Raw genomic sequence first — 26629 nt, 5'->3', positions numbered from 1 at the left:
TTTCTGGACGTACCGAGCGATTGCAACGAAGCCCGGCACCGTCCCTACCCGCGAACATTCGCGTTGTCAGGAAAGCCGCCAGCCACCGTCGATAACGGAACAAGCTCTGGAATCAGAGCGAAGCGTTCCCTCGCCTAGGCATCAACGGTCAATCCTACAGCATGCCGGCGTCTGGTCGGGTTTCAATCTCCCAGCGGGACCCTGGGGTTCGGGGGTTGGCATCGCGCTTCCGCGGGGATTAGGGCGGCTATATGCTGTGGATTGGAGAGCCGGGAAGCCTGGTCGGCCCGCAGGCATGACCTGCGGAACGCCCCGGCGCGGCCGCGGGCGTTCGTGGTACTAGCTAGGAGCTACGGCTATGAACGCACCAGCACAACCTGTTATTGAAGCCCGAAGCCTGGTGAAGGAATTCGGCGGAACCCGAGCACTCGACGGCCTCGATCTCAGCGTCGCACCCGGAGAGGTGCACGGTTTCCTGGGGCCGAACGGAGCGGGTAAATCCACTACCCTGCGCATTCTCCTGGGCCTCATTCGTCCTACGGCCGGGACCGCCCGGGTCTTCGGGGTGGACCCCTGGTCGAATCCGGTTGAGATCCACCGGGACATCGCCTACGTCCCCGGCGATGTGAGCCTTTGGCCGAACCTATCCGGCGGTGAAGTTATCGATCTGCTCACCGGGCTGCGCGGCGGTGCCGACGGGCAGCTGCGCCGCGACCTTATCGATGAATTCGAGTTCGACCCGCGGAAGAAGGCCCGGACCTACTCGAAAGGCAACCGGCAGAAGGTGGCACTCATAGCCGCGTTTGCCCGCCCTGCACCCCTTTATCTGCTGGACGAGCCGAGCGCCGGCCTCGATCCGGTCATGGATGCCGTGTTCCGCCGCCAGGTCGAGCGCGTCAGCCGCGACGGGGCCACGGTTCTGCTGTCGAGCCACATCCTGAGTGAAGTCGAGCAGCTGTGCGACCGGGTGACCATCATCCGCTCCGGAGCGGCAGTGGAATCGGGCACACTGACCGAATTGCGGCACCTTCAACGCACACACTTCCGCGTAACGGGTCTCTCCGACCCGTCACGCGTGGCTGCGTTGAGTGGTGCCCATGGCGTCAGTGTGGGTTCCGGCGCGGTCGAGTTCGACGCCGACGCCGGAGATCTGGGTGCCGTTCTGTCGGGTATCGCTGAGCCTGGAATCAGCAGCTTGTCTGTTGCTCCGCCGTCGTTGGAGTCGCTGTTTCTGCGCCACTACAGCGATGGCAGCAGCACGGCACCGAGCAGCAATGACGCCACGAGCAACAGCAGCGCAGGTAGCACGGGCGAGGTTGTGTAATGCCCGGCGTGCTGCGGCTGGTCCGCTTCCAGGCCCGGCGGGACCGGGTGACCCTTCCGATTTGGATTGTGGGCATCGCCCTGCTCACTTTTGTCACCTCCACCGCCGTCGCCACGCAGTTCGGCGATGAGGCATCACGGGCGGCCATCGTCCAGTTGGCAGCGACGAATCCGACGTTCCTGTTTCTTCGCGGCCTGCCGGACGGGACCGGCGTGGGTGCGGTGGTGTTCTTCCAGGGGTACGCGTTCACGGCTGTCCTGGCCGGCTTGATGAACACGTTCCTGGTGGTGCGGCATACGCGTGCGGATGAAGAGCTGGGACGGGCCGAACTTCTTGGTGCCGTGCCTCTTCCGCGGACGGCGTCCCTGGCGGCGACGCTGGTGCTTGGCGCCATGGCGAACCTGGTGCTCGTCATCGTTGTTGCCGTTGCCTTCACCGCTGCCGGGCTGCCTGTGGGCGGGGCTTTTGCAGCCGGGACCGCCGTCGGGGTGGTGGGGGTCTTTTTCACGTGCGTTGCGGCCGTCGTAGTCCAGGTTATGCCCACCGGCAGGAGCGCTAACGGGGCGGCTGCGGGCCTGGTCGGTGCGGCGTATCTTGTCCGCGGCGTCGGGGATGCTCTGGGCACTCCCTCGGCAGACCTGCTTCACGTGACGAGCGCCTGGCCGGCGCTTTTCTCGCCGATCGGCTGGGGTCAGCAGGTGCGGCCGTTCACCAGTGCCAACCTGACCGCGCTGTTGGTACCATTCGCTGCCGCGGTTGCCCTGGGAGCACTCGCCGTGCTGATCCGACGACGCCGGGACCTGGGTGCGAGCCTGCTCTCCCACCGCAACGGCAGGGAGCGGGCCGGGCTCGGGGGCGCATCTTTCGTGGGCCTGACGTGGCGCCTACAGCGTTCCGCCGTCATCGGATGGTGCGTTGCGGCCGCCGTCCTGGGGGCCATGGCCGGGGCCCTTGGCCCGCTGGTTTCTGAGACAGCGTCCGGAGTAGAACAGTTGCGCGACCTTCTGGCCCGACTTGCACCGGGTGGGCAGAGCGGGCTGGTTGATGTTTTCGTGACGGCACTGCTGGGCATCGTCGGTGTCTTCGCCGCGGCGGCGGGCATTCAGGCCGTCCTGCGCATGCGGGCCGAGGAAGCGGAGGGCAGGGCCGAGCTCCTGCTGTCCACCCCTGCTTCCCGGCAACGGTGGCTTGGTGCGAATCTGCTGGTCGCGGTTGTGTCCGCGGCTCTGGTGTCCGCCACAGCAGGTGTTGCGGCCGCGGTAGGCCTGGGCTTGTCGGGCACCGGCAATGGGCCTGCCTGGTCGTTGATTCCGGCAGCGTTGGCGCATGTACCGGCCGCCCTGGTGTTTCTCGCCGCGGCTGCGCTGGCCTTTGCCCTGGTTCCGCGGCTCAGCATCGCGTTGAGCTGGGGGGTGCTCGCTGTGGGTCTTGTGCTGGGCGAGTTCGGCGGGCTGTTCGGCCTGCCGAAGTGGCTGCAGGACGCGAGTCCGTTCCGGCACACCTCTGCCATGCCGGTGGAATCCTTCAACCAGGCCGAGGCATGGGGATTGTTCGCCGTTGCTGCTGCCGGGGCTGCGCTGGCAGCGCTGTTCCTCCGCCTGCGGGACGTGACCGCCTGATGCCGAGCCCTATCTGATCCCGATTCACTCTGGACAATGGAGTACCCCCAATGAGGATTATGCTGCTGACCGCCGGGACCCGCGGCGACGTCGAACCCTTCATTGCTCTGGCACGCACGGCCACTGCCAGGGGACACCACGTCCGGACTGCCATCCCGGACAACTCCGGGGTGGACACTACCGGCCTCGATACTGTGAGTCTCCGCATTGATTTTGCCCAGCTCATCAGGGACCAGGGCGTTTCTCCCGGGCTTGTGGCCAGAAACTTCCGTGCTGTTATCCGGCCGTCATTCGGCCGGCTTTTGTCGACCGCCGTGGAACTCATCACCGACTTCGCCCCGGACGTTGTGGTGTACCACCCGAAAGTCCTGAGTGCTCCGATCGCGGCGGAGAGGCTGGGAATTCCCTCGGCCCTGGTGGAAACCATTCCGATGATGACGGCGACCCGTGAGTTTCCTGCCCCGTTCATCCCCCGCAATCTGGGTCCGCTGAACAAGGCGACTTACAGCATGGCGAATGTAGCCACGCTGATGTTTAAGAAGGAGCTTGCGGCAGCCGTAGAGGCTCTTCCGTCCGAACCACGGCCTGTCCCGCCTCCGCGGGCAACGTTGATTCCAATCAGTCCCCTGCTGTTGCACCGGCCTGCAGACTGGCCGGCCTCGGTGCATCTGACGGGTCATTGGACGGGACACTCCGCGTCGGCCGAAGACACCGATCAGGAACTGAAGAATTTCGTGGAGGGCGGCGACTTTGTCTACGCGGGGTTTGGCTCGATGAAGGCCGGGGACGCGAGCGCTCGGGGTGATGCAATTGTCGAGGCGGCTCGCAGGAACAGTCTGCGGGTGTTGGTGGCCAGCGGCTGGGGAGGAATCGACGTTCCCACTGAAGCCCGAAGCGGCGGCGACCTGCTGGTGAGGGAATCCGTAGACCACCAGGCAGTACTGCCACGCGCGTTTGCCGCGATCCATCATGGAGGGGCCGGCTCTGTTCATGCCGCAGTGCGGGCGGGCATTCCATCCGTGGTGGTGCCGTTCATCGCCGACCAGCCGTTCTGGGGGCAGCTCGTGCACCAGCGCCGACTCGGTCCTGGGCCGATCCCCTACTGGAAGCTCACCGTGGACAGGCTGACGGGCGCCCTGGCGCAGGCAGGGAAGTACAGGAAGCAGGCGGTGCGTACCGGGGAGCTGATGCAGAAGGAGAAGGGAACCGCCGTCGCGCTCGATGTCCTGGAAAACCTCACCGGGTCGTAGCCTTTCGCTATGGACTTCCTCTCGACCCCGACCCTCGCCGGCGAACTCGCCACTCTCGAGCCCCTGGCGATAGAGCACACCGAGGATCTGGCGGAGGCAGTGGCTGAGAATGACCTCTACAAAGCCTGGTACACCCGGCTTCCCTCCCCTGCCGGCATGGCTGAGGAGATCCAGAACCGCCTAAACAAGCACGACGCCGGCACAGTAGTTCCGTGGACCATTCGCCGGCTGAGTGACGGCCGCGCAATCGGAATGACGACATTCCTCAACATCCGAGCCGACAACCGGCGCCTAGAGATCGGCTCCACCTGGATCGCTCCGAGCGCGCAGGGCACCGGCCTCAACACAGAGGTGAAACTGCTGCAGCTCACCCATGCATTCGAGACGCTGGACTGCATCGCCGTCGAGTTCCGCACCCACTGGCACAACCACCAGTCACGCCGTGCCATCGCCGCGCTGGGCGCCAAGCAGGACGGCGTCCTTCGCAATCACGACCTCTGGCGGGACGGCACCGTCCGCGACGTGGTGGTGTTCTCGATCATCGACGGCGAGTGGCCCACTGTGCGTCTCTCACTGACCGAGAAGCTGCAGAGGCGGCGAAGCCGCGGTCAGCCCACGTGAACCCAGGGCCGCTGCGACACATCTGGCTCCGCTTCCCGGAGCACCTCGCGGGTGACGGGCGCGATCTCCCCTTCGCCGGTGACGAGGAAGCGGAAGAGGTTCATCAGCGGATCGCCCTCCGTCCAGCGGAAGTAGACGTGCGGCATCAGACCGGTGATGTCGCGGATGTGGAGCATGACCGCCGCAATAGTGTTCGGCACGTTCGAGCTGTGGACCTCCAGTATCCGGTAACCGTGGCGGGTGACGCCGCGTACCAATAGGTGCGTCTCAAACTCGGAGGAGTCGTCGACGATGACCTCGATGAACAGCGGCTCATCGGCCGGGGTGAGGTGGCTGACGCTGCACGCGTGCTCGAGCTTCCGTCGATAGGCAGCGGCGCTGAGTCTCTCGGGCTCGTGGGCGATGAGCATGATCTCGCCTGCGGGCTGGGAGGCTACAAAGTTGAGGGCCTCGTCATCGAGCGTGATCGTGGTCGCGCGCAGTTCGAAGGCACGCCGGGCGCGGGAGGCAAAGGACACCACCACAATGCCGAGGATAAACAGCGCAGCGATGCCGGCGCCGTCGGGCCTGTCCCAGATGTTGGCGGAGGTAGTCCACAGCAGGATCAGGGAGATCACGCTGAAGCCCAGGAAAGCACCATGCTGGCCGTCCCGTCGGGCGGACAGGGTCACGGCCACGGAGGCTGAGGTGATGAGCACCAGCACGCCGGTGGCGTAAGCACCGCCCTGGGCGTCGACGTCGGCTTGGAAGGCAATGGTGACCACGGCCGCGACGGCGGTGAACACGAGCACCATGGGTCGGGTGGCACGGGACCAGGCCGGCGCCATTCCGTAGCGGGGCAGGTAGCGGGGTACCAGGTTGAGCAGGCCGGTCATGGCTGAGGCGCCGGCGAACCAGAGGATGGCGATGGTGCTGATGTCGTAGAGCGTGCCGAAGCGTTCGCCGAGGTATTCGTGCGCCAGGTAGGCGAGCGCACGTCCCTGGGCTTCGCCGCCCTCCTCGAACGCGGCGGCGGGGATCAGCAGTGTGGTCACGAAGCTTGAGGCGATGAGGAAGACGCTCATGATCACCGCGGCGGAGGTGAGCAGCTTTTGCCCGCCGGCAATGCGGCCTTCGGGGCGGGCTTCGGTGTCGTTGGGTCCGTCCTTGATCTGGGGCATGACGACGACGCCGGTTTCGAACCCGGACAGGCCCAGGGCCAGGCGCGGGAAGACCAGGAGTGCGATGCCGATCATGGCCAGAGGGTTGCTGTGCTGGGTGGTCAGGAGTGCCCACCAGTCGTCGACGGGTTGCGGCTCGACTGCAACCTGGGCGGAGGCTGTCGCGATGACCACGAGGTTGAGGGCCAGGAACACGGCAACAATGACGACGGCGATGCCGATTGCCTCCCGAAACCCGCGAAGGAAGACGACGGCGAGGAGCAGCAGGAATCCAAGTGTCACTCCCACTTCCTGGCCGTGCAGCCAGGACGGCGCGAAAGGGTTTTCGATGAGGTGGGCCGTGGCGTCGGCGGCGGAGAGCGTCATGGTGATGGTGAAGCTCGTTGCCGCGAAGCCCAGGAGGACGAGGACGAAGATCTTGCCCTTCCACTTCGGGAGGAGCTTCTCCAGCATCGCGATGGAACCTTCGCCGTGCGGGCTTTCCCTGGCCACCCGCTTGTAGACCGGGAGTGCACCGAACAGCGTGACTGCTACGAGGATGAGGGTCGCGACCGGCGCGAGTGCGCCTGCGGCCGCGGCGGCGATCGCCGGCTGGTAGCCGAGTGTGGAGAAGTAGTCGACGCCGGTCAGGCACATGACCCGCCACCATGGCTGCTTTCCGTGCTCGGCGGGATTGGGGTGCGGGTGCGGGTGACGCTGGTTCTCGTCGTCGAGCAGCCAGTGCCCCAATCGGCGGGCGCGGCGGGTCTGGACAAATTGGTCACGAAGAATGCTCACGACTCGAAGCTATGCCCGGCATTTCCGCACGATCGCGATCTTTACGGATCCTTTATGGACCCCCGAGGAATCTCGAGTTCCTACGGTTCAAACCTGTAGCCCATGCCGCTCTCGGTGATGAAGTGCCGCGGCTGCGCGGGGTCCGGTTCGAGCTTGCGGCGGAGTTGGTTCAGGTAGACGCGCAGGTACTGCACCTCGCGGGCGTACGCCGGTCCCCATACGTCGAGCAGGAGCTGCTGCTGCCCTACGAGCCGACCGGGGTTCCGAACCAGCAGTTCCACGATCTTCCATTCCGTCGGGGTCAGCCGTACCGGTTCGCCGTTCCTTTCGGCCTTCCGGGCGGCGAGGTCAAGGGTGAAGCTGGCGGTTGTGACCACGGGCGTGCCCGGGGTACCGACCGACCGTCGTTCAGCTGCGCGAAGACGGGCCAGGAGCTCCTCCAGACCGAAGGGTTTGGTCACGTAGTCGTCGGCGCCGGCGTCGAGCGCCTCGACCTTCTCCTCGGGACCGTGGCGTGCCGAGAGAACGATGATGGGCACCTGCGTCCAGGCCCGTAGCCCGGCAATGACCTGGACGCCATCCATATCGGGAAGGCCGAGGTCCAGGATTACCAGGTCGGGGCGGTGTTCCGATGCCGCGGCGAGCGCAGAGGCGCCGTCGACTCCCGTGACGGGACGGTAACCGTGGGTGCGCAGGTTGATCTGTAGTGCGCGCAGGAGTTGGGGTTCGTCGTCGACAATCAGGACCGTGGTCACTCCCCCACCCCCGTGGACAGCGGCAGCCGGACCACCATGGTGAGGCCGCCGCCCGGTGTCTCTTCGGCTCGCAACTCACCGCCCATCACCTCGGTGAACCCTCGCGCGACGGCCAAACCCAGCCCCAGCCCGGTGGCACGGGAGTCGTCCAGCCGCTGGAAGGGCTGGAACATGCGCACGACGGCGGCCGGCTCCACTCCGCGCCCATGGTCGCGGACGCGCAGCTCGCTCGCCGGATGGTCCCCTACGGTGCCCGACACCAGTACGGTGATTTCGACGTCGGACTCCCCCGCGTACTTCAGTGCGTTCTCGGCGATGTTAGCGGCCACGCGCTCAAGCATCCCAAAGTCCGCGTGTACGGGCGGCGTATTGGGGGCGAGCAGGATCCTCACGTTGTCGGAGGGCAACCCTTTCGAGGCAGAGGCTATGACCTCCGCCCAGTGCACAGGGCCGAGGTGTGGGGTGACTGCGTCTCCGGTGAGGCGGGACATGCCGAGCAGATTGTCGATGAGGGACGCCAGCCGGTCGGATGAGGTTTCGATCGTGCCCAGCAGCTCGGCTTCTTCCTCGGGGGTGAACTTGATGTCCTGTTGACGAAGGCTGTTGGACGCAAGCTTGATGGAGGCGAGCGGTGTGCGCAGGTCGTGGGAGACGGCGCGCAGGATCGCCGTGCGCATGACGTTTCCTTCGGCCAGGCGGCGGTTCTCCTCGGTGCTGGCCACCAACTGTTGCCGTTGCCGGAGCGCTGCCAGCTGTGAGCCGAACGCCGCGAGCAGTCGCTGTTCCCGAGCGGTCAGCGGCCGGCCGTAGAGTACGAGCTTCAATCCGCCTGGGATGAGAGTGCCGGTGTCGCCCTCGTGTGATGGCTGTTCCTCCGACCCCGACGACGCCGGTCTTGCGCCTTCGCGAGCGAGCAGCTTCCAGTTGCCGTCCTCCTGGGTGAAGAGCGCCGCGCTGTCCATGTCGAAGTGGGTGCGGACGTGGTGCAGGAAACCCTGGACGGTGTCCTCGGCAGCGAGGACACCTCGCGCGAGTTCGCCCAGGGTTGCGGCGTCGGCGGAGGCGATGGCGGCTTCGCGGGACCGGCGAGCTGCGAGTCCCACCACCAGGGACACGGCAATTGCCACCGCTACGAAGATGAGGAGGGTCAGCACGTTTTCGGGATCGGCGATTTCGAGGGATCCGAACGGCTCGGTCGAGAAGTAGTTGAGGATCAGGCTGCTCCACAGGGCGGCAAGCAGCGCGGACCACAAGCCCCCGACCAGTGCAACCGCCACCACCCCGGCCAGTTGGACGAGCACGTCCGAGGCGAGGAAGTCGCTGCCCGCGGCGAACATCACCCATTCCAGGAGGGGCGGCAGCAGGAGCGCCAGAAGGAAGCCGGTGAAGGTACGGGCACGGCCTAGTTCGGGTGCCTCGAATCGTGCCATGCGGGAATTCTCGCAGGTCGAACGCAGGCCGCGTTCATCAGCGCGACCGTAATACAACGTGCACCCGGTACGCTTCGAAGTAGACCCGTCCTTCGCGCTTTCATGCGTAGTCTCCAGGAATAGAGGCCATGACCACCGATACGCCGTTTCGGATCCTTGCCGTGTGCACCGGCAACATCTGCCGCTCCCCCATGGTTGAGCGGTTACTTAGGAGTTCCTTCGACGCGTTGGCACCGGGTGAGTTCGAAATTTCAAGCGCAGGCACCGGCGCCCTCGTGGGCAGGGAAATCGACCCGCAGGTGGCCGGATTTGTGCGGGTCTTCAACGGCGATACCAATGGCTTCGCCGCCCGGCAGGTCGAGGAACGCATCCTCGAGGGCAAGGACCTGGTCCTCGCCCTGACCCGCGAACACCGCGGCCTGATCATCGAGATGATGCCGTCGCTGCTGCGCAAGACCTTCACGCTGCGCGAGTTCGCGAGGCTCCTTTCCCCCCTCGAGGGCGACCCCACTCTTCCTGCCCCCATGCGTTGGCGCGCCATCATGCCGAAGGTCGTCCGCGCACGCACGGTCCACCCGTCCGACCCATCCGGCGACGACGTTGTGGACCCCTTCCGCCGTGCGGACGCCGTGTACCAGCAGATGGTCCGGGAATTGGTGCCGGCAGTGGAGTCGCTGGTGGGCTGGGAACGAAAGCATCGGTGACAGCCGCACCCTCAAGACCAGTACGACGGCGGCGACGCCTCGTCGCGCTGCTGGCCGGCTACCTGCTGGCGCTGTCGCTGATTGCGTTCTGGCCGTCGCCCGTTGACGAGGGTGCATCTGGGCTCATCGGCCGAGTGCTGCGTGTTCTGCATCGCCTGGGTATTCCGGGGTGGTTCGACTACAGCCTGATCGAGTCGGTCGCGAACGTGCTGCTGTTCATCCCGTTCGGGATGCTCGTCGCAGCGTACCTGCCGTTGCGACGCACCTGGGTTGCGTTGCCTGTGTGCATCCTAGCGTCGATGTGTATCGAGCTCGGCCAGGAGCTCTTCCGCCCGGAACGCTTCGCGACACCGCAAGACGTCCTGGCCAATGCACTCGGCGCCGCAATCGGGACGGTGGCCGTGTACGGGTGGGCACTTCGCAACAGTTTTGAACCAGACGTCCACTGAATAGTGTTCCCTTTGGGTACCCGATACCCTACAAAAGGTAACGTGCGGCCACGAGCAATCGTCTCGGCTTGCGGGGATGAACTGGGGAGCTGGGGGAAGGAACACATATGCGCATTTCCGTGATTGGGTGCGGTTATTTGGGCGCGGTCCACGCAGCCTCGATGGCAAAGCTTGGACATGACGTCGTCGGTATTGATGTGGACCAGCGAAAGATCGACGAACTCTCGGTCGGCCACGCGCCGTTTTTCGAACCCGGGCTACCCGAGCTGCTGAAGAACTCGCTCGATTCCGGTCGCCTGAAGTTCAGCTCGAGCATGGCGGACGCCGCGGGTGCCGAAGTGCACTTCATCTGTGTAGGAACACCCCAGCGAAAGGGTGAATATGCAGCTGACCTGCGCTATGTCGACGCGGCCTTCGCCGGCCTCGCTCCGTACCTGAATGCTGGCGACGTCGTGGTGGGCAAGTCCACTGTTCCTGTCGGCACGGCATCACGTCTCGCGGATGAGTATATGGAAACCGCTCCGGAAGCTATCCTTGCCTGGAATCCGGAGTTCCTCCGCGAGGGTCACGCTGTCAAGGACACCCTTCACCCGGACCGCTTCGTCTACGGCGTCCCTGAAGGCGCGGCTGGTGAGCGAGCAACCCAGGCACTGGACGAGGTCTACGCTGCTTCGCTTGCAGAGGGCACTCCCCGACTCGTCATGGACTATCCCACGGCTGAGCTGGTGAAGACTGCGGCCAACAGCTTCCTTGCCACCAAAATCTCGTTCATCAATGCCATGGCCGAGCTCTGTGAAGCCGCAGGGGCAGACGTCACCGCGTTGGCCGATGCGATCGGGATGGACGACCGCATCGGTCGCAAGTTCCTCAACGCCGGCATCGGCTTCGGTGGAGGTTGCCTACCCAAGGACATTCGAGCCTTCATGGCTCGCGCTGGTGAACTCGGCGCGGACCAGGCCCTCACCTTCCTGCGTGAAGTCGACGCAATCAACATGCGCCGGCGCTCGCGAACCGTGGAGCTGACGCGTGAGTTGTGCGGTGGATCCTTGATTGGAAAACGCATCACCGTTCTCGGGGCCGCTTTCAAGCCGAACAGCGATGATGTCCGTGACTCCCCTGCACTAAGTATCGCGGCTCAGTTACAACTGCAAGGTGCTGAGGTCACGGTTACAGACCCCGAGGCGATAGACAACGCCCGCAGGCGGTTCCCGGAACTCCATTTCGAAACTGATCTCCCGACTGCGCTTACTGACGCTGAAGCAGTGCTGCTCCTGACGGAATGGAGCCAGTACCTCGAACTGGACCCTGCTGCGTTGACAACCTTGGTAACCAAAGCGCAGATCCTCGACGGTCGAAACATGCTCGATCCCTCATCTTGGCGATTGGCGGGATGGCGCTACAAGGGGATCGGGCGTTCCTGAACAGATAGTCGTTAGACACCACGATCTTCTCCCCGGAGCTTGGTCAGCCGACGGACAACCTCGCCCCTGGTCTCTGGCATACGTTAGACGGCAGAATCGCCTGCAGTGCGTAGCCGCTCCAGCAAATGCTGGTCATGAACTCTCTCCTTTCGACATTGCACGTGTTTCGGAATCCCGAGTTTGCAACAGCTCACCGAAGTAAGACAAGTACCTCTCCGTACACAATTCCAGCGAGAAGTAGTCCCTCGCCTCACTCGCGCGGGATGCAGCAGCCTCCGCGTACGCGTCATAGTTCGCGAGCACCCTTTCAAGCGCGAGCACGGCCTCGTCTGGCTTACCAGCAGGAAAAACCTCATCAACATACTCGCGCCCGGCTGATTCCGCTACCTCCTCCGAGCAAACTATCGGTAGTCCAACCATTGCTGCCTCAATCAAGGTAAGGCTGTGGGCCTCTCGGTCCGACGGATGGAACAAAACATCGGAATTCTCAAGCACCGCTGGGCCATCCATTGTAGGACCACAGAACCGTACTCGCTCGACGTCAGCAGTCTGCGCCATAAGACTAGCGAAGTCCTCACCTTCAGCAACCGGTCCGTACCACTCGAACTTGGTCCGTGCGTGACGTGAATTTACGCGGCCCGCAACTTCAGTCCAAAGAGCGGGATTTTTCACCTTCGAGATGCGAGCGAGAGTTGTAATGTGAGTGGGTTCTGTTCGGTAACTGTCGGAGGCTTTCGGGTGCAACGGCGGAATACCGTTCGGTATCACGCGAATGCGCTTATCCTCACCCAAGTACTTTTCATAGCTGGCCTTCGCAACATCGCTGACTGCTACAACCCCTACCGTCCTGATGCGTCGCAGAAGCCGCTCCATCGCCCGAACTCCCAATCCGGCATAGTCGTTCCCACTGCTGTGAAGCACGATTACACTGAGTGAATACCGGGGTGCGGCGATGCGTGCATAGAGATTAGGAATTGCTGTGTGGGAAACAATAAGGTCGGGTCTGAAATCGGCCATCGCCTTGCGCAAACGCTGCACGCGCCCTAACCGGCTCCTTCTCGCGTCGGCGTGATCCAGGAAATGCAGACGCTGGTCGACAAAATCATGTTGTTCCATATGAGACATCAACGCCGCAACGAATGATTCGGCGCCTCCTACCCTAGGGCTGAGCAACACGTGCATAACTTTCATCGGTCATCCTAACGCTCACGGGGGCTTTAATGGACCCACGGTCTACCACACCATACCGCTCCACTCACCACCGTTGCCTTCGAGACTTCGTTGAGCGGCACGAGATGACGCGGGAGACATCGAAAGGCAGCGGTTCCGACTACCCACTCTGATCAAGCTTACGCAGTCAACGACCATTCATAAGCAGCGTCAGGTGTGTCATTTCACCACCTTTTGAGAGCACGCCAGAGCATGAAAATAAAGCACGAGAATATGGACATCTGTGCGAATAGATAAGCGAAAGCGGCACCTTCAGCTCCGCCCAACGCGGACATGATTGACACCGCCCCCAATTGCAGCACAACCGCTCCAACCATGATCAAAGACACCGCCCGATCAAAACGGCGTGATTGGAGGATTGCGAACATTGGTTGGTTGAACACGCCGAATATCGTTCCGCAAGCTAGAGTTGCTAGGACCGGACCTGCCCGGCGATACTCCTCACCCAATACGGCGTCCACTATTTGCGACGAGAATATAGCCACTACGACGCAAGCCATCACTGAAACAAGAATTAGCATTGAGCTTCTTCGTAAGCTCGACCAAGCGGCTCGCCAATTTGATGAAGTTACTAGAATAGGCACCGCTGCGGACGAGAATGATGCAGCAACAAGACCCAGCGGTTGGGTCCACCGATTAACCGAACCGTAAACGCCTGCTACCTGCGTACCGCCGAATGCCGACATCAAGGTCAGGTCTAAGGACTGGAATGTCACCGCGAGGTTTGCAAAGCCGAAATGTCGTGCGCCCCTCCATGGGTTAACCAATCTTTGTTTGGTCAAGGCAGGCCGGTACCCCGGCGCAGCCATTCGCCAAGATAGGGTTGCCCCGATGAACGCACCCCCGAACAGCCCCAACCATAAGGCGCTGACAGAACTAACCCCAGCTGCGACCATCGCAAGAAAAAGGAGAAACGATGTGCCTCGTTCAACGACGAGCGAAACAGCCACCAAATCTGCACGCCCGGCGGCGCGCAGTGGAACATGGAGGGTCTGACCCAGTATCACGGAGAACGACATGAACCCGGCGATTGCGTACTCGGGTACCGAGGTTAAACTCGAACCGACAATCCAAATCGAACAAATGCCGATGGCGAGTAACACCTTTGAGACTAAAGACGGATGAATCTGGGCCGCGGCATCCGGGGTTCGCGCAAGTTCACGAATCCAGAAGGGGTTGGTACCAAAGTCCAGCAACCCTGCCCCGACGGTGCCAAGGGCAACCGCGGCTATGACCAAACCGTACTCGCTTGGAGTCGATGCTCGTGCAGCGAGCACTGTCATCGCAGCCATCACGAGCTGTGAGAGACCGGTAGCACCCGCCAAAGCAATAGCTTGGCGGCCCGAACCAGGCCTCCTTTCGCGTTCAGCTGGCATCTCTCTAGTCGAGAGAATCGGAAGGAAGCAATGGGTCAGTAAAAGCCTCCGCGGAGGAGATATTTCTAGGCTCTGGTCGGGGCGCAATAGATGCGGCACGCATAGCGGATGCCAAATCATTTTCCTCGAGTGCGCACCAGGCCGAACCTTCCGCATGTTCTCGACTATCAGATCGCAATGACCGGGCGCCCGAGGCTACTATCCTAGTTCCGAGGGCTGCAGCTTTTCCCATTATTCCGCTAGAACCCTCATTAGAGTGAGCAAGCACTACACAATCCGCGGCGAGAATATGACCGTCTAACTCCTCATCACGCAACCACTCGTCGACTATACGAAGCTCAATTCCTGATGCCGAGAGCTTTTTCCGCCGTGAGTTGACCTCGTCGGCAACCGACGGCGACATCTTGCCGACCACTATCAGACCTATCGGTACATCGAAACTTCGCGATAGTATCGAATCGATGATCAAGGGAAGATTCTTTCTTTCTGTAACTGCCCCCACTACAGCGAACCAATACGCATCCGTCATTCGATAACGCCGACGCAAAGTTTCCCTGTCGTGCTGGTGCACGTTGATATGCACGGGATCTTTCACAACCGAAAATCTTTCTTGCCCTTCCCAAAACGAACTTTTCAAGAGCGAAACACCGACATTACACTTTCCATCTACCGCCTTCAATGCCATTCGTTTAACCTGAGTCTTCACCCGTAGCAAAAGTGGGCTGCGAGCCTGGCCAGACTCCCTCATTATGAGCAATCGCAATCTCGCGGAGGCACTCCAACGGGTGTTGATGATCAACGCATAAGCATATTCGTCGCCGTTGGGCACAACGACCCATTCGCAATCTCTGAACAAGGCATAACGTTGGATGTCTTCCAATGACTGCGCCGCAGACTCTTGCACCTGGATAGCCGGCTCCAAGTGCGCTATATGAGTACGATATTCAACGGTCCCCCTGGCACCTACTCCTAGGAGCAACCAGACGTCGTGTCCCAGTTCAAGAGCGCGGGATGCGAGAAGGCGAACATAATATAAACGATGTCCATTTGCGTCTTTTTCGCATATCAGTACCTTCAACTATTCATCGCCTTGATCGCTCGAAAAAAACATATCATCTAACGCATCATTCGGTGCACGCCCTGCACGAAGTTTTCGACCATACTTGACATACTCGGAGGTTCAGCGAACGCGTTCATGCCACTTGGTGGCTCATGGGCGATACGTAGAATCTCTCGACAATAGCTCTCGGGATCGTTACGTGCACTAATCATTGAAGTACCTTCTTCCAGGTATTCAGCCTCGGGTGCGTGATACGCAAATTGCGTTGTCACCACTGGGATTTTCAGCACTAACGCGTCTACTGCTACCAACCCGATACGACCAGGCATGAGGATCGCCTTTGATACTGCTCCTATACGAGCCTTCTGAGCCGCGTCCACGTGGCCTAGCAAGATAACCTGGCGCCGGTCAATCGCAGGCTCCAGTCTGTCTACTTCCGCACCATTACCTCCGACCAGGAGCTTGATGCTCGGGTCCGATTTCCACAAGATATCCAGAGCAACTTGGAGGAAATCAATGCGCTTGCTCGCGTCCAAACCCCCAATGAAGCAAAATGTCCTGGCGGGATCGATGCCTAAAGTTGAGCTGAACTGCGAAGTTTCTTCGTCAGATAGGCGCGCTTTTGCAGCCTGAAGGCCCTCCGTGTCGACCGTATTCATTAGGGTCGTAACCTTATCTTCCCCAACACCAGCCGCTAATGCATATTGGGCCCCTGAGGGCGTGTATGCGAAGATTTGATCGGCACGCCGCAACTGCCACCGTTCTAATGCAGCATCAAGAGGATTCGGGTCATTGACATACGATTTGATGTGCCCCCAAACTCCAACGCGCAAGTGAGATGACAGCATCCCCGAAACCAGCGCATGGTAAGTTTCCAATGACGATCCAAGGTGACCGACGATGACCGCGTCGCTGTTCCTCCAACTGTTCCAAGCGCCGCCAAGACTAACGGACTTCCCACCTAAACTGAACTGCCGATTGCCAACGGGGCTCATCCACTCAGCGACGGCAGAGTCAGCGCGGCTTGCCTGATCCCCTTTAGGTTGCGAGGCAGCAACCACGCAATGTATCGAATCTGCGCGAAGGGAATCGATCAACCTCTCAAACAGTGGGAGCCTGTACTTCGGAACGTAAGGTTGAACTATAACCAAGGACCTCATGCTGGTTGGCCCTCACCTGCTGAATCAGCATACTGACCTTCGAGCCTCGTGCTTATGGTTCGCATACTGAAATTCCGTTCGACTAGTTCACGCGCTCTTACACCGTGTGCTCTCCGCAACTCTGCATCTGAAAGATACGGTTCGACCATGCTGACCAATGAATCATAAGTTCCATCGAACACGGCGCCCGCCCCGCCATTCTTCACGGTCGCAGCGAGGCCACAAGAACTAGGCACAATGACAGGCAATCCCGTAGACATCGCCTCCAGTACCGCCATGGGGAACGGCTCATTCATTGAAGGAAGAACGAACACTGATGCACGACAGAGCCTGTCCAGCGTTTTGTCGGGGCTCAATGGGCCCTCCCACTTGATGCTATGGCCAACATTCGCCTCCCGGATTGCATCAAGTACGGCCTTCCCCTCTCCTTCATCTGGCCCAACCAAGGTGAATATCGCTTCAGGGTGTTCTTTCAGAAGTTCGACGGCCATTTTCACAAATAAGAGCGGGCGCTTCCTCTCCTGGAGTCGCGCTAGGTACAGGACTTCGACCGCGCCTTTTTCCACCGCCTGAACTTCCGACATAGGGACCCCGTTTTGGAGTTCGACCGAACCGAGATCATGCTTCGCAACTTCATTGAGATCTGCGCGCTCGGTTTCGGTCAAATGAAATACGCGGGAGGCTCGGTCCAACACCCTGCGCGTCACGAGTAAGTCGAGAGGAACGGCTAGCGGATTCGACGATGGGTCGATCATTCCATGCGTTTGAAGTACGTATGGAACTGAAGCACTTGCCGCAATTAAAGCCGCAGGGAGTGTAATGAAATCACGAGCTGCATGGATGTGAACAACGTCCGCTTTCGGGATAGCACCGCGTAGCCACCATAAAAGCTTGGGTGAAGTAAGACCCGCGAAACCTGCGCCGGGGAGGATCCTCATCGCCGCAAATAGCTTCACGGGGACACCGTCGAACTGCTCCGGTAGCGCTCCCCTGAAATCCTTTGCGGATGCAGCCAGTACTACATCATGTCCCTGCGCTGAAAGTTCTCGACACTGGTTGAGAGCTACTCGAATTGGTCCGCCGTAGCTGGCATCAGGGTCCACAACAGTAACTACGTGGATTATTCGCATCGTTCGCATCTATCCTTTGGGGCGCGGATGTCCAAATCGGGCGCCGACAACGCCCGGCTCAGCAGAACCGAATATCACGCCGCTCGGAACGTCCACCGAGACTCTCGTCATGGGTTGTATTAGAGCAGCACGACCAATCGTTACGCCTCCCGTTACGATGCATCGCGAGGTCACCCACGTCCCAGAACCGATTGACACAGGACGAGTGATCAGCGCCATGTCCTTACGGTGTGCATGGCTTCCCGTTGTTATGAAGGTTTCCTGAGATAGCGCGACATCGGACCCAAGGTAGACGTGGTCCTGATTATGTATCCAAACGCCTTCACCGATCCAGCAGCGGTCACCAACGTGTAGCTTCCATGGAAACTTGATTCGCACTCGTGGTCTGATGATCACGTCGTTCCCGATCTCAGCTGCGAAAAGCCGCAGCAGACGAACTCGTAGCTTCGAACTAACTTGCAGAGGGTTAGTTATGATCAGGATTTCAAGAAACGCCCAGACGTAAACTATCCACCGCGGGCGATCCCAGGATTCCTTGGCCCCAGGTGCAGCCGACAAATCGATGACCGGATATTGATCTTCGCTGTGGGGTCCGTCGCCGCCCGGCTGTGTCATGCTGCTCCGATAGGATTGGTAGGGTCTCGGACTATTCTTGCATGTGTGAATGAGCCAAATCTTCGTATCGCCATAATCGGACTGAACTACCATCCCGAGCCAACCGGCATCGCCCCCTACACAACGCGACTTGCGGAACACCTGGCCGCAATTGGTCATCACGTACAGGTTATTACGGGGTTTCCTCACTATCCAGAGTGGAAGATGCGGGAGGGATACTCGGGCCGAACGATGCATGAAGTCATCAATGGCGTTTCTGTGAAGCGACTCAGTCACTTCGTTCCTACCCACCCTTCGGGACCGCAGAGACTGTATCTTGAGTTGAGTTTCGGCATCAGGGTGCTGTTTGCCCGCTGGTTCAATCCGGACGTGGTTATCGTTGTGACCCCAGCGCTTTTTTCGAGTGCTTTTGCGCTTGTTCGAACGCGGTTCGGCTGGCGGCGGCCGCCAGCCGGTGTTTGGGTACAAGACATATACAGTCGCGGTCTCACGGAGATCAACGAGAAGAACTCGGTTTTTGCTCCGGCAATGAGGATTATAGAAGGCTTGATACTGCGATCCGCAACGAGGGTAGTCGTCATCCATCATCGGTTCAAAAGCTACGTTAGTTCGCATCTCAAAGTACCCGCCGAACAGGTTGACGTGATACGAAACTGGACCCACATCGGAAATTCAATCGCGATCGATCGGGACATCACCCGAACACAGTGGGGTTGGAAAAAGGACGACGTAGTGGTCCTTCACGCAGGGAATATGGGCAAGAAGCAAGGGCTTGAGAATGTAGTCAACGCCGCGCGTCTTGCCGACGCAACTGGATCAAAGGTCAGATTCGTGCTGCTCGGAGATGGCAATCAGCGCGCCCGTATCAAAGCCCTCTCGGAGGGTATCGATCGTCTCCAATTCATCGACCCAGTATCTGACGTGAAGTTCAGGCAAACCATTGGTTCGGCCGACGTGCTACTGGTGAATGAGCTTCCGGGACTTCGGGAAATGGCGGTTCCCAGCAAGCTCACTTCATATTTTTCGACGGGGCTCCCGGTATTGGCTGCGACTGAATTGGACAGCACCACCGCCGGGGAGATTCTGCAATCCCGCGGGGGACTACGCGTCGATCCCGGTGCACCGGAGGAGTTGTTACTCGCAGCTGAACAGCTTGCCCGTGACAAACACTTGTCCCAGGAGTTGGGACAAGCTGGCCTGCATTACGCTGAGACAGTCCTCGCGCAGGACGCAGCTATACTCAAATATAGCGAGTGGCTACGGCAGTTATCAGCAACCAAACGCCGCGCCTGATAGGCAAAACAGAACAAGCAACAGCAAACGAAGTGGGGGACTGCGTTGACTAAGCGCGCCTTAATCACCGGAATCACTGGTCAGGATGGCTCCTATCTTGCAGAGCTGCTTCTCCGAAAGGGCTATGAGGTGCACGGCCTGATCCGACGCGCATCCACCTTCAACACCACCCGGATCGACCATCTATACGTCGATCCCCACGAGCCAAACGCAAAGCTTTTCCTGCATTACGGCGATCTCAGCGATGGGGCACGTCTTGTCACTTTGCTGGCGGAAATCAAGCCCAACGAGGTGTATAACCTTGCTGCCCAATCACACGTGCGAGTGTCCTTCGAAGAACCGGAGCACACCGGTAATACAACAGGTATGGGCTCCATCAGACTGCTAGAGGCAGTCCGCATGGCTGGCATAGAGACGCGTTTCTACCAAGCTTCCTCATCAGAAATGTTTGGCGCCACCCCGCCACCGCAGGATGAGGACACTCCCTTCTATCCCCGCTCTCCGTACGGGGCCGCCAAAGTGTATAGCTACTGGGTCACCAAAAATTATCGCGAAGCCTACGGCATGTTCGCGGTGAACGGCATCCTCTTCAACCATGAATCGCCGCGGCGCGGCGAGACTTTTGTTACGCGAAAGATCACTCGAGCGGTCGCAGCTATTAAGGCAGGTAAGCAGAACGCTCTGTACATGGGCAATCTGGACGCAATACGGGACTGGGGATACGCGGCCGAATATGTCGAAGGAATGTGGCGCATGCTGCAGGTCGACGAACCAGATGACTTCGTTCTTGCCACAGGCGCAGGCTATTCCGTCCGCGATTTCCTACAAGTCTCTTTCGAGCATGCCGGCTTGGACTGGGAGGAGCACGTCAAGTTCGACGAGCGGTACCTTCGCCCAACAGAGGTGGATTCCCTGATCGGCGACGCTTCAAAAGCTCACAACAAACTGGGTTGGAAAGCCACTGTTGAGACACCAGAACTAGCCCGAATCATGGTCGACGCTGATATCCAGGCGCTGAATCATGCCGGCAACCATTGGATCGATGAAGTCAACCTGGGAAGCTGGGAGAAGTAGGTGTCCGTTAAGAACATCAGCCTCACTAGTGCCGGCGATAATGTCGACTTCAAGCCAGCGGCACTCGACCGGAACTCCAGCTTCTATATTGCCGGTCACCGCGGTTTAGTCGGCTCAGCGATATGGCGACGCTTGGAATCCGAGGGTTTCACAAATCTGATAGGGCGAACATCATCGGAGCTTGATCTCAAAGATCGCGACGCCGTTTTTGCGTTCTTCGCGGAAACGAAGCCCCGATACGTCATCCTCGCCGCTGCCAAGGTTGGCGGCATCCTCGCGAACAGCACCTTTCCAGTTGATTTTCTGAGCGACAATCTACGCATACAGGTCAACGTGCTGGACGCCGCGCGTGTATACGGAGTCGAACGACTGCTTTTCCTAGGGTCGTCCTGCATCTATCCGAAGTATGCAGAACAGCCCATCAAGGAAGAGTATCTCCTCACCGGCCAGCTCGAGCCGACCAATGACTCTTATGCCATCGCCAAGATAGCCGGCATTATGCAAGTACAAGCTGTTAGAAGACAGTACGGGTTAGCGTGGATCTCGGCTATGCCAACGAACCTCTATGGACCAGGAGACAACTTCTCCCCCGAAGGATCGCATGTGCTGCCAGCGTTAATTAGGCGATATAACGAGGCTGTTCGTAATGGAACGCGCAGCGTATCAAATTGGGGAACGGGGTCGCCAAGACGAGAGTTCCTCCACGTCGACGACATGGCAGACGCTTGTTTGCATCTCTTGGAACACTACGACGGACCAGACCAAGTGAATGTGGGCACAGGAACCGATGTCACCATCAAAGAGCTAGCGGGGATGGTAGCAGGAGCCGTCGGATTTGATGGGGCGATCGACTGGGATACTTCTAAACCGGACGGCACGCCCCAGAAGTTGCTTGATGTATCGAAATTGGCCGAGTCCGGCTGGAAAGCGCAGATCGGTCTCCGCGAAGGAATCGAACACACGGTCCAATGGTTCCGTGCCAATGTGAATCTGATTCGAAGCTGAACTTTGGCCGGGGACGCTTCCGTGGCCGGGAGAGAGTTTCCGGAACATCATTTCGGACTGCTGCCGGTCAAGACAGCGGTTTGTCTCCTTTAGGAAGGTCTCAACGTTGGAGCTGACAGATTACCTCAGAGTGCTCCGCCGCAATTGGATTCTCATTACGGCATGCACTGTATTCGGGGTACTAGCCGCGGGCGTTTTCTCTCTGAGCGTCACCCCCACATACACCGCGCAGACAAGGCTCTTCGCTGCCACGCAGAACTCGGGATCCGTCGCAGAGCTTCAGCAGGGAAATTCGTTCACCCAGGCCCGGGTGCAGTCATATGCGGAAACGGCCGGCACACCGGTTGTCTTACAGCCCGTCATTGAAGCCCTAGGCCTAGAGATGACTCCGGCAGAGCTCGCTCCAAATATCGAGGCCAGCACCGATGTCGATACCGTGCTTTTGACGATCACTGCCTCTGATCCATCTCCCGTTCAGGCAGCCGCGATAGCCCAAGCGGTAGCAGATAGCCTCGTTGAGACAATCGAGAATCTTGAAACTACCTCCGAAGACGGCGTGTCACCGGTCAAGCTCTCGGTGGTGACGCCTGCGACAGCTCCTACGTCCCCGTCGGCGCCGAACACTCGACTGAATCTCGCTTTGGGTCTGGTGGTGGGTCTGATGATGGGTCTGGCCGCCGCGTTGCTTCGAACGACCCTCGACACCCGGCTAAGAGGGGAGGCTGACCTCCGCAAGCTCACCGAGGCCCCGATCCTAGGGGGAATCGCATTCGATACTGATGCAACAAAGAAACCGCTGCTGACTCAGGCTCCAGCGCAGAGCCCTCGCGCTGAATCATTCCGTCAAATCCGCACTAACCTCCAGTTTTCACATGTCAGCCACCACTCGAAAACCGTGCTTGTTACATCCTCCCTGCCCGGTGAGGGCAAGAGCACCACAGCCGTAAACTTGGCCATAGCAATGGCACAATCGGGTCAGTCCGTCGTGCTGATAGATGCGGACCTTCGCCGCCCTAGGGTAGATGAATACCTCGGGTTAGAGCGTAACGCCGGTCTAACCACCGCCCTCATAGGCCGAGCGGACGTGAAAGATCTATTGCAGCCTTGGGGAGAAGACGAGCTATACGTGTTGACTTCCGGACAAATTCCTCCCAACCCCAGTGAGCTTCTGGGATCGAAGGCGATGAAGGCGCTCATCGCTGGGTTGGAAGAAGCGTTCGATGCGGTCATCATCGATGCACCCCCACTCCTTCCTGTGACTGATGCAGCCGTTCTGGCTCAACAGGTCGGGGGGGTAGTCATGGTCATCGGATCCTCCAAAGTCAAGCTCCCTGACGTGCAGAAATCGCTCGCATCATTGGAAATGGTGGACGCAGATCTGCTCGGTGTAGTCCTGAATCTACTGCCCACAAAGGGACCTGACTCTTACGCCTACAGTTACTACTCGTACGAGGCGTCGCCCGCCGTCAGCGATAAGGAACGAGGCAACCGCCCGAGGCCGAAGGGCCGCACCCGCATCGACTCCGATTTCGACGAAAAGGTGCTACGGGTGCGCCCCAACCAATCGTGATGCGGGAGGATAGGGACTTCTTGCAGCACCGACAGACTAGCCGTTTCAAGCTGGAGAAGAAGGGCCGAGGAAATTGGGCCTCTCGCTATTCCAGACTCCTAGCCATCACGGACGCGTGTATCGTCCTCTGGGCAACGGTTGGGGCTCTGATAGTTCGTTTTGGCGTACCCGAGTCAGAAAACCTGACCTCGTCCAGTCAGCCTTATCTTTTTCTGTCCTTGGCGCTGGCATCTGCCTGGTGGCTCATGCTGTACCTTCTGGGGTCACGCGAGCCACTGGTGATGGGCCACGGAACCGAAGAATACAAGCGCGTGCTGGAAGCCTCCCTGTGGCTATTCGGTCTTGTCGCCATCGTTTCCTACGCCCTGCAACTCGACACCGCTCGAGGATATGTCGGAGTTGCCCTGCCCGCAGGCTTGATCTTCCTTCTACTTTCCCGCGTAATTCTTCGAAAGTTCCTGCATCTCGAGCGGGAATCAGGTAGAAGTAGCCAAAATGTTCTGATCATCGGCGGGCCCAGCAGCGCGGAACATCTCGCCCGCTCCCTTCGAAGGCAGCCTATGGCTGGGTACAAACCGGTCGGGGCCTACCTTCCAGGGACTACGGCTGCGACCGAACTCGATTCAGACATCGACCTCCCAATCATAGGCCGCGCAACTGGTGCACAGGATATCGTTGACGCGATTAAGGAATTTCGCCCCGACGCGGTTGCTCTGTCGGGAGGTGTGCAACTTCCCCCGAAAACAATCCGCGCCCTCGGGTGGGCACTCGCCGATCTGAACATCAGGCTCATCATGGTTCCTGCATTGACCGACGTCGCCGGACCCCGCATTCACACACAACCTGTGGCTGGACTCCCGCTCATCCATGTGTCCACGCCCAATCTTGAAAAGGGCCAGCAGTTCATGAAGAGGCTGTTCGACATAATCGGAGCTAGTCTCGCTGTGCTGTTGCTTGCTCCCATACTGATCGCCGTGGGTCTTGCAGTTCGTTACGACAGCAAAGGGCCAATTCTGTTCCGCCAGGAACGGATCGGGGCCGAGGGTAACAGTTTCACGATGTTCAAATTTAGGTCGATGGTAGTGGACGCCGAGCAACACCTGGCAAAACTGCGGGGTACCAGTGAGGGCAACGAGATTCTGTTCAAGATGAAGAATGATCCGCGCGTGACCCGGGTCGGTGCCTTCATCCGTCGATTCAGTCTCGACGAGCTGCCACAGCTACTCAACGTCTTGAGCGGTTCGATGAGCCTGGTGGGCCCCCGGCCACCGCTTCCTTCGGAAGTCGAGAAATACGACATACACGCTCACCGACGGCTGCTCGTGCGTCCAGGGATGACAGGGTTATGGCAGGTGAGCGGCCGATCATTGCTCTCCTGGGATGACACAGTCCGGCTGGACCTCTATTACGTGGAGAACTGGTCTCTGACCGGAGATATAACCATCCTCCTTCGCACATTCCGGGCAGTAGTCAGCCGCCACGGCGCTTACTAGGGAGTACTTCACTATGACCGAAAGTGCCAACCAGGGCATGCCATCTGAGCAACCGCTCGCCGGGGACGCACCCCTGGCTGACACCAGCCCGCGGAGGGCTAGACGCCGAGATAGACGCGGTCTGCATTTTGTCATGGGGCTCTCCGCATTGCTGCTTCTTGTTGCTCTGAGTGCGGCTTGGCTCGCGTTTCGTGCACAACAGATCCAAAGTAGCCTTGAGGCGACCCTCGGGCTCCTGCCACAACTGCAGAGCGAACTGATCGCCGGCGACGGTGATGCCGCGCAAGACACACTATCGAAGTTGCAAAAGCATACGGCGCTAGCTCGGAGTGCGGGAACTGACCCGATGTGGAAGGCGGCCGGAATACTCCCCTTTGTCGGCTCGAACTTTGCGGCGGTGACTGAGGTATCGGTATCAGCTGATGATGTGGTTAATCGCGCAGTTGCGCCGCTCCTTGATCACTTCGACTCACTCGACTGGAGCTCACTTACACCTGCAAACGGCAGAATTGATGTGGCGCCCCTGCGCAAAATTTCTCCGAGTATTTCTGCAGCTGCTACGACAGTCGACCTCTCGTACGATCGCCTAGCTTCCATCGATTCCACTCGCTTGTTGCCGCAAGTTGCCACTCCGCTTACTCAGATCACCGATTCCCTCAATGAGGCGCGCCTGGCGCTAAACGCGGCTTCCTCAGCGGCTGAACTCATCCCTGCCATGCTAGGCGCCGATGGCCAACGCAACTACCTAATACTCATACAGAACAGCGCGGAGGTCCGGGCTACGGGTGGTATTCCGGGCGCCCTAGCCGTAGTAACAGCGAAAAATGGTGAAATTGTGCTGAGTGCGCAGGGCAGCGCGACGACTTTGGGTAGATTCAGTCCGCCGATTCCCGTGAGCTCGGTGCAAGAGCAGATATATTCCAAACGCCTCGGCACATTCATGCAGAGTGTCAACCTAACGCCCGACTTCCCGACTGTCGCGCAGACGGCAAAAGCAATGTGGGAGGACCGAAATCTTGACGCCAATATCGACGGAGTTATCGCTGTCGATCCGATAGTCCTCGCTAACATTCTGAGCGCCACAGGACCGGTTGAGCTCGCGGATTCCGAGAACGCTGCTGTCATGGAACAACTCTCGCAGACAAGTCTTCCTGAAGCGCTTACCGCCGAGAATGTCGTGCCGACCTTGCTTTCCGACGTCTATGCAGAAATAGAAGAACCTAGCGCCCAGGATGAGTACTTCGCCGCAGTCGCTGGGGAAGTCTTCGACGCTGTCGCAAGCGGTGCGGGCGAGAGCGACCAACTCATTGACGCTTTGATGAAAAGCTCCGACGAAAACCGTATCTATCTCTGGTCTAACGCTTCGAACGAGCAGGGAATCATCAACGGGACTCCGTTAGCCGGTGCCGTAACTGGCTCAGCGGCTGGTGGAGCTACTTTCGGAGCGTATTTTAACGACGGCACGGGAGCGAAGATGGATTACCATGTTCAGCGCACTGTACAGCTGAATCGGTCGTGTACCTCTGACGGCTACCTGCAGTACACGCTCACTGCGACCATAACCAACAATGCGCCAGCGGACGCTGCGGAATCGTTACCCGACTACGTGACTGGAGGAGGGACGTTCGGTGTCCCGCCTGGAACCGTGCAAACCAATCTCGTGGGCTACGGACCGAATCAATCCCAGCTCCAGAAAGCGCGGATGAATGGAGAAACGGTTCCTCTCGGGTCGTACCGTCATGACGACCGCCCTGTAGGGGTCTTGACGGCCACGCTTGCCCCAGGAGAAATTGCGACCCTAGAACTCGACTTCACGAACGTCATACAACAGAACGAACCAGTGTTAGAAGTCACGCCGACAATTCAGCCTCTCTCCGAGGTGGTTCTTCCGCTACAAGGACGTGGAGAATGCGAATGACAACAAGCGAAGATTAACTTCAGGTTACATCCCTGTTTTTGTGACAGTATCGTTAGAAGCCACCGGACGAATAGTGTAATGTCACTTGCGGAAACCCTAAGGAGAAGCTGCGGGTACGTAGCATCCTGGCCCTCGTTGGCCTTGCTAGACTCTCCGTTAGGGTAGTTGGGGCTGGGGGAAATCACATCATCTTCA

At 59.6% G+C, this 26629-nt stretch carries 21 protein-coding genes; 13 read left to right on the top strand and 8 right to left on the bottom strand.

All coding sequences use genetic code 11. The features are described from left to right. The first annotated feature begins 358 nt into the window (after positions 1-358). Genes M1D74_RS05290 through M1D74_RS05275 form a run of 4 tightly spaced genes read left to right on the top strand, consistent with a single transcriptional unit; the run spans position 359 to position 4814 of the window. Positions 359-1324, top strand: coding sequence for an ATP-binding cassette domain-containing protein (locus tag M1D74_RS05290; RefSeq protein WP_458116751.1), 966 nt, complete (start codon positions 359-361; stop codon positions 1322-1324). Next, a complete protein-coding gene (locus M1D74_RS05285) occupies positions 1324-2943 on the top strand; it encodes an ABC transporter permease (protein WP_458116750.1) in 1620 nt (539 codons plus the stop codon). The genes M1D74_RS05290 and M1D74_RS05285 overlap by 1 nt, the downstream gene beginning before the upstream one ends. Before the next feature lie 50 nt (positions 2944-2993). Then, complete coding sequence (locus tag M1D74_RS05280; RefSeq protein WP_458116749.1) at positions 2994-4193, top strand: glycosyltransferase; 1200 nt, start codon at positions 2994-2996, stop codon at positions 4191-4193. 9 nt (positions 4194-4202) lie between these two features. After that, on the top strand, positions 4203-4814 hold the full coding sequence (locus M1D74_RS05275; protein ID WP_458116748.1) for a GNAT family N-acetyltransferase: 612 nt from the start codon (positions 4203-4205) through the stop codon (positions 4812-4814). Here M1D74_RS05275 and M1D74_RS05270 read toward each other — a convergent pair. The 3 genes from M1D74_RS05270 to M1D74_RS05260 all read right to left on the bottom strand — a co-directional run bounded on the left by M1D74_RS05270 (position 4802) and on the right by M1D74_RS05260 (position 8936). Further along, complete coding sequence (locus M1D74_RS05270; protein ID WP_458117143.1) at positions 4802-6610, bottom strand: amino acid transporter; 1809 nt, start codon at positions 6608-6610, stop codon at positions 4802-4804. The two genes, M1D74_RS05275 and M1D74_RS05270, sit on opposite strands and share 13 nt — an antisense overlap. Positions 6611-6831: 221 nt before the next feature. Beyond that, positions 6832-7506: a response regulator gene (locus M1D74_RS05265; RefSeq protein ID WP_458116747.1), complete on the bottom strand. Its 675-nt coding sequence runs from the start codon at positions 7504-7506 to the stop codon at positions 6832-6834. Further along, positions 7503-8936 carry a sensor histidine kinase gene (locus tag M1D74_RS05260; protein WP_458116746.1) on the bottom strand — a complete coding sequence of 478 codons (1434 nt, stop codon included), beginning with the start codon at positions 8934-8936 and terminating at the stop codon, positions 7503-7505. Before M1D74_RS05260 ends, M1D74_RS05265 begins: the two co-directional genes overlap by 4 nt. Before the next feature lie 128 nt (positions 8937-9064). Between M1D74_RS05260 and M1D74_RS05255 the strand changes: the two genes are divergently transcribed. The 3 genes from M1D74_RS05255 (at position 9065) to M1D74_RS05245 (ending at position 11510) form a co-directional block, all read left to right on the top strand. Beyond that, positions 9065-9640: an arsenate reductase/protein-tyrosine-phosphatase family protein gene (locus M1D74_RS05255; RefSeq protein ID WP_458116745.1), complete on the top strand. Its 576-nt coding sequence runs from the start codon at positions 9065-9067 to the stop codon at positions 9638-9640. Further along, the gene (locus M1D74_RS05250; protein ID WP_458116744.1) at positions 9637-10089 is read left to right on the top strand and encodes a VanZ family protein; all 453 of its coding nucleotides are present in this window, start codon (positions 9637-9639) and stop codon (positions 10087-10089) included. The genes M1D74_RS05255 and M1D74_RS05250 overlap by 4 nt, the downstream gene beginning before the upstream one ends. Before the next feature lie 107 nt (positions 10090-10196). Continuing rightward, positions 10197-11510 carry a UDP-glucose dehydrogenase family protein gene (locus tag M1D74_RS05245; RefSeq protein ID WP_458116743.1) on the top strand — a complete coding sequence of 438 codons (1314 nt, stop codon included), beginning with the start codon at positions 10197-10199 and terminating at the stop codon, positions 11508-11510. A gap of 132 nt (positions 11511-11642) precedes the next feature. Here the strand turns inward: M1D74_RS05245 and M1D74_RS05240 are convergent, their stop codons facing one another. The 5 genes from M1D74_RS05240 to M1D74_RS05220 all read right to left on the bottom strand — a co-directional run bounded on the left by M1D74_RS05240 (position 11643) and on the right by M1D74_RS05220 (position 17466). After that, positions 11643-12701, bottom strand: a complete 1059-nt coding sequence (locus tag M1D74_RS05240) for a glycosyltransferase family 4 protein (protein WP_458116742.1) — start codon at positions 12699-12701, stop codon at positions 11643-11645. A 203-nt stretch (positions 12702-12904) separates the two neighbouring features. Further along, positions 12905-14032, bottom strand: coding sequence for a hypothetical protein (locus M1D74_RS05235; RefSeq protein WP_458116741.1), 1128 nt, complete (start codon positions 14030-14032; stop codon positions 12905-12907). 88 nt (positions 14033-14120) lie between these two features. Beyond that, a complete protein-coding gene (locus M1D74_RS05230) occupies positions 14121-15038 on the bottom strand; it encodes a hypothetical protein (RefSeq protein WP_458116740.1) in 918 nt (305 codons plus the stop codon). Between the two features lie 194 nt (positions 15039-15232). Next, on the bottom strand, positions 15233-16171 hold the full coding sequence (locus M1D74_RS05225) for a glycosyltransferase (protein ID WP_458116739.1): 939 nt from the start codon (positions 16169-16171) through the stop codon (positions 15233-15235). Between the two features lie 161 nt (positions 16172-16332). Beyond that, complete coding sequence (locus tag M1D74_RS05220) at positions 16333-17466, bottom strand: glycosyltransferase (protein WP_458116738.1); 1134 nt, start codon at positions 17464-17466, stop codon at positions 16333-16335. 660 nt (positions 17467-18126) lie between these two features. On the opposite strand from M1D74_RS05220, the gene M1D74_RS05215 reads away from it, so the two are divergent. The 6 genes from M1D74_RS05215 to M1D74_RS05190 all read left to right on the top strand — a co-directional run bounded on the left by M1D74_RS05215 (position 18127) and on the right by M1D74_RS05190 (position 26434). After that, positions 18127-19374 (top strand): glycosyltransferase family 4 protein, encoded by a 1248-nt coding sequence (locus M1D74_RS05215; RefSeq protein WP_458116737.1) that lies wholly within the window; start codon positions 18127-18129, stop codon positions 19372-19374. Between the two features lie 45 nt (positions 19375-19419). Then, entirely contained in the window at positions 19420-20448 is a 1029-nt protein-coding gene (gene gmd, locus M1D74_RS05210; RefSeq protein WP_458116736.1) for a GDP-mannose 4,6-dehydratase, read from the top strand. After that, positions 20449-21453, top strand: a complete 1005-nt coding sequence (locus M1D74_RS05205; protein ID WP_458116735.1) for a GDP-L-fucose synthase family protein — start codon at positions 20449-20451, stop codon at positions 21451-21453. Positions 21454-21583: 130 nt separating this feature from the next. Beyond that, a complete protein-coding gene (locus M1D74_RS05200; protein ID WP_458117142.1) occupies positions 21584-23023 on the top strand; it encodes a polysaccharide biosynthesis tyrosine autokinase in 1440 nt (479 codons plus the stop codon). A 20-nt stretch (positions 23024-23043) separates the two neighbouring features. Beyond that, positions 23044-24516, top strand: coding sequence for a sugar transferase (locus M1D74_RS05195; RefSeq protein WP_458116734.1), 1473 nt, complete (start codon positions 23044-23046; stop codon positions 24514-24516). A 133-nt stretch (positions 24517-24649) separates the two neighbouring features. After that, positions 24650-26434 carry a DUF4012 domain-containing protein gene (locus M1D74_RS05190; protein WP_458116733.1) on the top strand — a complete coding sequence of 595 codons (1785 nt, stop codon included), beginning with the start codon at positions 24650-24652 and terminating at the stop codon, positions 26432-26434. The last annotated feature ends 195 nt before the right edge of the window (positions 26435-26629 follow it).

The organism is Arthrobacter sp. D2-10, assembly GCF_054161285.1.
This window is presented reverse-complemented; position numbering and strand designations above follow the sequence as displayed.

Bases quoted from the DNA above. Each gene is read 5' to 3' on its own strand.
- M1D74_RS05290 (WP_458116751.1), top strand. From the start codon at position 359: ATGAACGCACCAGCACAACCTGTTATTGAAGCCCGAAGCCTGGTGAAG.
- M1D74_RS05285 (WP_458116750.1), top strand. From the start codon at position 1,324: ATGCCCGGCGTGCTGCGGCTGGTCCGCTTCCAGGCCCGGCGGGACCGG.
- M1D74_RS05280 (WP_458116749.1), top strand. From the start codon at position 2,994: ATGAGGATTATGCTGCTGACCGCCGGGACCCGCGGCGACGTCGAACCC.
- M1D74_RS05275 (WP_458116748.1), top strand. From the start codon at position 4,203: ATGGACTTCCTCTCGACCCCGACCCTCGCCGGCGAACTCGCCACTCTC.
- M1D74_RS05270 (WP_458117143.1), bottom strand. From the start codon at position 6,610: ATGTGCCTGACCGGCGTCGACTACTTCTCCACACTCGGCTACCAGCCG.
- M1D74_RS05260 (WP_458116746.1), bottom strand. From the start codon at position 8,936: ATGGCACGATTCGAGGCACCCGAACTAGGCCGTGCCCGTACCTTCACC.
- M1D74_RS05255 (WP_458116745.1), top strand. From the start codon at position 9,065: ATGACCACCGATACGCCGTTTCGGATCCTTGCCGTGTGCACCGGCAAC.
- M1D74_RS05245 (WP_458116743.1), top strand. From the start codon at position 10,197: ATGCGCATTTCCGTGATTGGGTGCGGTTATTTGGGCGCGGTCCACGCA.
- M1D74_RS05240 (WP_458116742.1), bottom strand. From the start codon at position 12,701: ATGAAAGTTATGCACGTGTTGCTCAGCCCTAGGGTAGGAGGCGCCGAA.
- M1D74_RS05235 (WP_458116741.1), bottom strand. From the start codon at position 14,032: ATGGCTGCGATGACAGTGCTCGCTGCACGAGCATCGACTCCAAGCGAG.
- M1D74_RS05225 (WP_458116739.1), bottom strand. From the start codon at position 16,171: ATGAGCCCCGTTGGCAATCGGCAGTTCAGTTTAGGTGGGAAGTCCGTT.
- M1D74_RS05220 (WP_458116738.1), bottom strand. From the start codon at position 17,466: ATGCGAATAATCCACGTAGTTACTGTTGTGGACCCTGATGCCAGCTAC.
- M1D74_RS05190 (WP_458116733.1), top strand. From the start codon at position 24,650: ATGGGGCTCTCCGCATTGCTGCTTCTTGTTGCTCTGAGTGCGGCTTGG.